9 protein-coding genes are annotated in these 7,054 nt (G+C 63.9%); 1 reads left to right on the top strand and 8 read right to left on the bottom strand.

What is annotated here, in order from left to right:
• Positions 1-189: 189 nt before the first annotated feature.
• A complete protein-coding gene (locus tag BJP07_RS06365; protein WP_071566660.1) occupies positions 190-1,002 on the top strand; it encodes a GDSL-type esterase/lipase family protein in 813 nt (270 codons plus the stop codon).
• Positions 1,003-1,009: 7 nt separating this feature from the next.
• Here the strand turns inward: BJP07_RS06365 and BJP07_RS06360 are convergent, their stop codons facing one another.
• The 8 genes from BJP07_RS06360 to rfbB are packed head-to-tail and all read right to left on the bottom strand — an operon-like array spanning position 1,010 to position 7,052.
• Positions 1,010-1,741, bottom strand: coding sequence for a thioredoxin domain-containing protein (locus BJP07_RS06360; protein ID WP_255365936.1), 732 nt, complete (start codon positions 1,739-1,741; stop codon positions 1,010-1,012).
• Positions 1,734-2,075, bottom strand: a complete 342-nt coding sequence (locus tag BJP07_RS06355) for a DUF2304 domain-containing protein (protein ID WP_071566659.1) — start codon at positions 2,073-2,075, stop codon at positions 1,734-1,736. Before BJP07_RS06355 ends, BJP07_RS06360 begins: the two co-directional genes overlap by 8 nt.
• Positions 2,072-2,755 carry a glycosyltransferase family 2 protein gene (locus BJP07_RS06350; RefSeq protein WP_071566674.1) on the bottom strand — a complete coding sequence of 228 codons (684 nt, stop codon included), beginning with the start codon at positions 2,753-2,755 and terminating at the stop codon, positions 2,072-2,074. Before BJP07_RS06350 ends, BJP07_RS06355 begins: the two co-directional genes overlap by 4 nt.
• 13 nt (positions 2,756-2,768) lie before the next feature.
• The gene (locus tag BJP07_RS06345) at positions 2,769-3,560 is read right to left on the bottom strand and encodes a glycosyltransferase (protein ID WP_071566658.1); all 792 of its coding nucleotides are present in this window, start codon (positions 3,558-3,560) and stop codon (positions 2,769-2,771) included.
• 11 nt (positions 3,561-3,571) lie between these two features.
• Positions 3,572-4,420 carry a glucose-1-phosphate thymidylyltransferase RfbA gene (gene rfbA, locus BJP07_RS06340; RefSeq protein ID WP_071566657.1) on the bottom strand — a complete coding sequence of 283 codons (849 nt, stop codon included), beginning with the start codon at positions 4,418-4,420 and terminating at the stop codon, positions 3,572-3,574.
• A 4-nt stretch (positions 4,421-4,424) separates the two neighbouring features.
• The gene (locus BJP07_RS06335) at positions 4,425-4,763 is read right to left on the bottom strand and encodes a hypothetical protein (protein ID WP_071566656.1); all 339 of its coding nucleotides are present in this window, start codon (positions 4,761-4,763) and stop codon (positions 4,425-4,427) included.
• 10 nt (positions 4,764-4,773) lie between these two features.
• The gene (gene rfbD, locus BJP07_RS06330) at positions 4,774-6,066 is read right to left on the bottom strand and encodes a dTDP-4-dehydrorhamnose reductase (protein WP_071566655.1); all 1,293 of its coding nucleotides are present in this window, start codon (positions 6,064-6,066) and stop codon (positions 4,774-4,776) included.
• Positions 6,066-7,052 carry a dTDP-glucose 4,6-dehydratase gene (gene rfbB, locus BJP07_RS06325; protein WP_071566654.1) on the bottom strand — a complete coding sequence of 329 codons (987 nt, stop codon included), beginning with the start codon at positions 7,050-7,052 and terminating at the stop codon, positions 6,066-6,068. The genes rfbD and rfbB overlap by 1 nt, the downstream gene beginning before the upstream one ends.
• Positions 7,053-7,054: the final 2 nt, after the last annotated feature.

Raw genomic sequence — 7,054 nt, 5'->3', positions numbered from 1 at the left:
CAGCCTATAAGGCCCCACCGCAGTTGGTGGGGATTAATATAGGGCGTGATCTTGCTGTTTACCAGCGGGTATAGTAAGTTTTATTCAAACGAGTCGACGGGGGTTCACAACTCAACGGCGGGCGGCGGCCCGGGAATCATTTTGCGAAGTAGTCGTAGTTCTTGTTGTGGATGTGAAAGAAATGCACTTGTGTTTCGTACGTTGACGGCGGCGATCATCGCGACCGCGCTGGCCATTGTGCCAGCGCAGACCACCGCACAGCCGGGTAACATGGTCATTTTCGGCGATTCGGTCGTCGCCGCCCCAGCAGTCCACGACTGGACGGCGGGGAAAATCGGCGCGACGCCACACGGCTCCTCGGACGCGAAGGTTTGGTGCCCAACCGGCGCCATGAATTGGGGCAAGCAGGCCTCCGCGCGCCTGGGGCTGCAGGCAATGGACTACTCGTGCGCCGGTACCGTTTCAACCCGCGTTGGCCCGTATTTCTCCCTGCAGGTCGACCGGGCGCTGCGCGACCGCGCCCTCAATCCGGCGACGGCCCGCGTGGTCATCTCCACCGGCTTCAATGACACGTATTCGACCGGCGGCCGCTCTCCGGAGCAGCAGCGCCGCGCCTTCGCCAACGCGATGGTCCCGCAGGTGAACAGGATCCGGGCGGCGGCACCGAGCGCACGCATCCAGATCGTTGGCTACCCGAAGATCACTGAAGGCGACCGCGTGTGCCTCTTCCAGCTCGGCAACAACATTCACGACGCCACCCCAATGCCCTCCGTGAAAGTGATGGAGGACACCGCGCAGTGGATGCAGGTGGACCTGGCCCGCGCAACTGGTGTCGAATTTTTGGACCTGAAGCCCTCCACGTGGAACAACAACATGTGCGCGCCGGACCACATCCGGATGTGGTCCGGGCTGGTCGATTTCGGGCCGTCGCCACGCAACATGCCGCTGCACGTCAACGCGCGTGGGCACGCCCACGTCGCGGACGTTATCGCGCGTTCCTAGAAACGAGCTACTTGGCCAGCGCGTCCTCGATGGCCTTCTCGAAGGCCTCGTAGGGCTGCGCGCCGATGATTTCCTGGCCGTTGACCAGGAAGGATGGGGTGGAGTTGAACCCTGCGCGCTGTGCGAGCTCGTTGGCTTCCTTCAGCGCGGCGTCATACTTGTCGCTGGCGGCGTCGGCCTTGAACTTCTCCATGTCCGGGATGCCGGCAGCTTCCGCGAAGCGGACGAAGTCCTCCATGGCGAAGTCGGGGTGACCGTTGGCCTTCACGGCCTCCGCCATGTAGGCGTCCTGGTACTCGAAGAACTTGCCTTGGTCGGCTGCGGCGCGGCCCGCCCGTGCGGCCTCGACGGCGGCCTGGCCGTTGACCACGAAGTCGTTGAACTCGATGCGGACCTTGCCCTCATCGACGTAGTTCTTGATGATCTGCGGCATCAGCTCAACGTTCGCCTTGATGCAGAATGGGCAGTCCCAGTCGGAGAACTCGGAGAGGACCACGGGGGCGTCGACATCGCCGAGCGCCATTGGGTCGTTGGCGTCGCGGCGCTCAATCTCTTCCGCCGCCGCGTTCATGGTCGGTTCCGCAGCAGGCTGCTCAGCGGCCTGGGACGGCGCGCTTTGCGAAGTTTCTACAGTCGGCGTGGCGCTGTTCGCGCCGATGACGTAGCCGCCTACCCCGGTGCCAATAGCCAACACTGCCGTAAACGCCCACATCAGCGGTGGGATCTTGGTATCACTCATGGTGCTCCTTTGGTTGTTCTGCGTTTTGTAATGCTACCGCCCGCGCCAAGCGGGCATAGCGCAGCTCTTGCTCACGGAACCTTGTCCAGGTTGAAATGGTGGTGAAGAAGAACGCGATGATTAGCACGTACAGCATCAGGTCGGTTCCGCGGTCCACGCCGAGCCAGTTGGCCAGGACGGTGACGTCGTCGGGACGCAGGATCGCCCAGATGGCGGCGATGAACATCGCCCCGAAACCGATCTTCACCCACGCCTTCGCGTTCGCCTTGCGGCGGTTGGCAAAGAAATAGAGCGCCAGCAGGACGGTGGCGCAGATCAGCGCGAATTGGATCATGGGAGCCTCCCTGCCACGATGTTGTCGGCCAGGATGTTGACGCCGTTGATGAGGGACTGACCCTTACTCATCGAGTACTCCGTGTACAGGATCTCCACGGGCTCCTCGGCGACGCGCCACTTGTGCTGGTCAATCAGGGTGACGATCTCCGAAGCGTGCGACATCCCGTTCATCCGCAGGTTCATCTCGCGGGCGACTTTCAGGTTGAAGGCGCGAAGTCCGTTGTGGGCGTCGCTAAGCCCGAGGCGACGAGTGCGCGGCGAGAGCATCACCACCGTGCGCAGCACCACCCGCTTGATCCACGGCACCTGTGAGGAGTCCTGGCCAGCGAAGCGGGTGCCCACCACGATGTCGAACGGTTCCGTGCGCAGGCGCTGCACCATGCGCAGCACGTCCTTGACCTGGTGCTGGCCGTCAGCGTCGAAGGTGACGAAGTACTTCGCACCCGACTGGGCCCGTGCGTACTCCACCCCGGTCTGGATCGCGGCGCCCTGGCCCAGGTTCACCGGGTGGTTGACCAGGTGGGCGCCCGCGGCGCGGATGGCGTCGGCGGAGTTGTCCCGGGAGCCGTCGTTGACGGCCACGATGTTCGGGAACGTTTCCCGCGCGTGCTCAATGACCTGCTGGATAACGGGGCCCTCGTTATAGCAGGGGATGATGAGCCAGGTGTCGTCGTTCATGTTGCCCGAAATGTTACCCCGCGCGGTGGAAAAGCCGCGCATAAACGCGCTTCAGCAGTGGCTTCGGTAGCAGTCGGTAGAGGGTACGCACCGCGACGTTCACCATCGCGCGCGTGCGGCCAATCAGCCCGTAGCGCACCAGCCGGATCTGCATGTCCACCTCGGAGGTGAACATGTCGCTGCCGGTGCGGCGGTCGAACTGCTCGTCGGTGACCCGGAAGTAGGTGAGTGGCTCCTGCATGTTGTAGAGGGTGTAGCCGTCGGCGATGAGGCGCGCGAACAGGTCGTAGTCCTCCATGAGGTGCACGTCCTGGTACCCGCCCACAGCCTTGACGTCGGCGGTGCGGTACATCACGGAGGGGTGGTTCATGGGGGAGTTGATCTTCGCGTAGTGTTCGGGGTGCTCGGGCAGGCGCCGGATGCCGCCGGTGCGCTCGCCGTCGAACTCCTGCACGGCGGTGCCCACGACGGACACCTCGGGGTGCTGCTGCAGGAACTCGAGTTGGCGCTCGATGCGCTGGGGGAACGCCTTGTCATCGGAGTCGAGCTGCGCTACGAACTCGCTGTTGATCGTTTCCAGCGCCGCCTGCAGCGCGGGGCCCGCACCGCGGTTCTCAGTGCAGCGCACCACGCGCACCCCATACTTCTCGACGACCCCTTCGATCCCATCCGCCACCGGCCCATCAAAGACGACCACGATCTCGTCCGCGGGGCGGGTCTGCTCAGCGAGGGACTGTAGCGCCTCGGCGAGCTGGTCAGGAACAGTGCTGTGGTAGGCAGACAGGAGCGCAGTAACGGTGGACATGGATACCGATACTAGTTGCGTGCGGCGTCGAGAAGAAATGTGCCGTAGCCGGACTTCACCATGGACTCACCCAGGCTGACCAGCCTGTCCACAGAGATGAACCCCTGCTCGTAGGCGGCGACCTCCGGCGAGCCAATCACCACACCGGTGCGCTTCTGCAGCACCTCTACGTAGGCGGAGGCCTCCGCCATGGAGTCGATTGTGCCGGTGTCCAGCCACACGTCACCCCTGTTCAGGCGGTGGACCCGCAGCTGGTTCGCGTTCAGGTACGCCTCGTTCACGCTGGTGATCTCCAGCTCACCGCGCGCACTCGGGGTGATCGTCTTCGCGATGTCGACGACCTGGTTGTCGTAGAAGTACAGGCCCACCACGGCGAAGTTGGACTTCGGGTGCTCCGGCTTCTCCTCAATCGAGGTGGCCACGCCGTACTCATCGAAATCGACGACGCCGTAGCGGTGCGGGTCGGAGACCTCGTAGGCGAAGATGGTGCCACCGGTGCCGCCGTGGCTGAAGTCCAGGGCGCCGTCGAAAATGTTGTCCCCCAGCACGAGCGCTACCGAATCATCCCCGATGAAATCCTCGGCGATCAGGAACGCCTGCGCCAAACCGTCCGGGGAGGGCTGGACACCGTAATGGAGCATGATGCCCCAATCGGAGCCGTCGCCAAGCAGGCGGCGGAACGCGGGTGCGTCCTCCGGCGTGGTGATCACCATGATCTCCCGGATACCTGCACTGATCAGCGTGGTCAGCGGGTAGTAGATCATGGGCTTGTCGTAAATCGGCATCAATTGCTTCGAAATACCCTTCGTAATCGGGTAGAGCCGGGTGCCGGACCCGCCGGCCAGAATGATGCCCTTCATCGACTTAGCGCTTTGGCAGGATCTTATCCAGCGGCAGCTTCTCCACCACGGTCAGCACCGTCGTCAGGATGCCCATGATGAACAGGATCAGCGCCGGAGTGGACACGTTCGACGTGTCGCCCGCGGACAGGGCCATCGCCGGGTCCGTCGGGGCGGTGTTGGTCGTCGTCGCTGGCTTCACGGTCGGGGTGACCGTCGCCGTCACCGTCGGAGTGACAGTGACCGTGGTGGCCGCGGGGGCTGAAGCGGTCGAAGGAGAAGAAGTCTGGGTAGCTGCGAACGCCGGGGTTGCCACCACCAGTGCCCCCGCCACCGCGAGAGCTGCAAGAGAAGTGCGATTCATGCAGTACAACCTACCCAAGATAGAGCGCCAACGCAGCTCTCCAGTTCATGGGGGCAAAGCCCGTCGCCTTCATCTTGTCCAGCGCCAGCGTCGATTCCGCAGGCCGCGGCGCCTTGTCCCCGTACTCCTTTGATGTCACCGGGTGTACCTGCGAGGGGTCCTTGCCCATCCCGATGAACACCGCCATCGCGATCTCGTCACGGCCCACCGAATCCCCATCCGAAGTGATGTTGTACACCCCGTACTCAGCCTCGTTCGTGAGCAGGTGGCGGATGCCCTTCGCCAGGTCCTCCGCCGCCGTCGGCCGCCCGCGCTGATCCTTCACCACCCGCGGCTCCTTGTCCGCCTCCGCGAGCTGGCGCATTGTCGCCATGAAGTTCGCCCCATCCCCGAACACCCACGACGTCCGAACCACGTAGTGCCTACGCGCCACCTGCGCCGCCGTCTCCCCGGCAGCCTTCGACGCCCCATACCGGCTCAGCGGGCTCGGCAACTCCTCTTCCGTGTGCACCTCCTGCGTGCCGTCGAAGATGTAGTCGCTGGACACGTGCACCAACACTAGGTCGTGCTCGTTGGCCGCCCGCGCCAGCTGGGCTGGGGCCTCCGCGTTCACGCGCCACGCGCCAGCCGGGTCATCCTCCGCGCCGTTGACATCGTTATACGCCGCACAGTTGACCACAGCCCAGTACTGCGACCAGTCCACACCCTCCAGCTTCGTAATGTCCAGCTCATCCCGCGTACAGAACTCCGCCTCCTGCGGGCCGTAGAGCTCCTGCAGCGCCCGGCCCAGCTGCCCGTTTGCGCCCGTCACAAGGATTTTGCGCTGGGGGACCGGGGTGGCGTCGACAAGCATGGGGTGGGTGAGGTCAGCCTGCGAAAGCTCCGTGGGCTCCAGCGGCCACTCGACCTCCCTGTAGGAGCAGTAGGCGTAGCGCGCGCCGGGCTGGTAACGCTCGTTGACCAGGTAAATATACGTCGTGTCGTCCTCGAGCGCCTGGAAACCATTAGCCACCCCGCGCGGCACAAACACCGCCGTCTCCGGGCCGATCTCGCAGCTGAACGTCTCCCCGAACGTCGCCGAGCCCTCCCGCATGTCCACCCACGCCCCGAACACGCGGCCCGACGCCACCGACACCCACTTATCCCACGGCTCAGCGTGCATGCCGCGAGTCGCCCCGCGCCGCGCGTTGAAGCTCACATTCTGCTGCACCGGCACCAACTTCTGCCCAGCCCAGTTCTCCTTGAACCAGCCGCGGTTATCGCGGTGCACCGCAAGCTCGTGGACTTCCAACCCAGCAATCATTACTGTCCTCTCGCCTCATAACGCTTCTCGACGTCCCCCTTCGTCTCCTCCCACCACCAGCGGTTCTCGCGATACCACTCAATGGTTTGCCGCAGCCCGTCGCGCAGATCCGCCGTGTAACGCGGCCGCCACCCCAGCTCTGTGGTGAGCTTCGTGGAGTCCATCGCGTAGCGCTGATCGTGGCCGGGGCGGTCGTTGACGTGCTCGTACTCGCCACCCATCAACTCGCAGATCATCTCGATGACCTGATTGTTCGTGGTGTGGTCGTTGTCCGCGCCGATGTTGTACGTCTCGCCCAGCTTCCCGCGCTCCAGGATGGTCAGCACCGCATCGTTGTGGTCGTCGACGTGGATCCAGTCGCGCACCTGCGCGCCCGTGCCATACAGCTTCGCCGGCTGCCCGCATAGGATGTTCGTGATCTGGCGCGGGATGAACTTCTCCACGTGCTGGTACGGCCCGTAGTTATTCGAGCAGTTCGAAATCGTCGCCTTGATCCCAAAACTGCGGATCCAGGCCCGCACCAAGTGGTCCGAGCCGGCCTTCGTCGCCGAATACGGACTCGACGGCTTATACGGCGTCGCCTCCGTGAACTTCTCGTTGCCCGTCAGCGGCAGGTCCCCGAACACCTCGTCCGTGGAAATGTGGTGCAGCCGCGCCCCGTGCCTCCGCACCGCCTCCAGCAGCACATACGTGCCGATCAAGTTCGAGTGAATAAACGGCGACGGGTCCTCCAACGAATTATCGTTATGCGACTCCGCCGCGAAATGCACCACCACATCCGACGCCCCCACCAAGTCACCCATCAGCGCCTCATTAGCGACGTCCCCCTCCACCAACTCCACGTCCAACCCCCGCAGGTTCGCCGGGTTTCCCGCGTACGTCAGCTTGTCCACAACCGTGACCTTGTAGTCAGTGCGCTCGGCAACCATCCGCACAAAATTCGCGCCGATGAAACCCGCACCACCAGTGACCAGCATTGTTCCCATGG

Origin of the sequence: Corynebacterium sp. NML130628, from assembly GCF_001875665.1 — a bacterium.
Classification (GTDB): domain Bacteria; phylum Actinomycetota; class Actinomycetes; order Mycobacteriales; family Mycobacteriaceae; genus Corynebacterium.
Note: the sequence above shows the minus strand (reverse complement) of the source record. Positions and strands in the feature narration are given on the sequence as shown.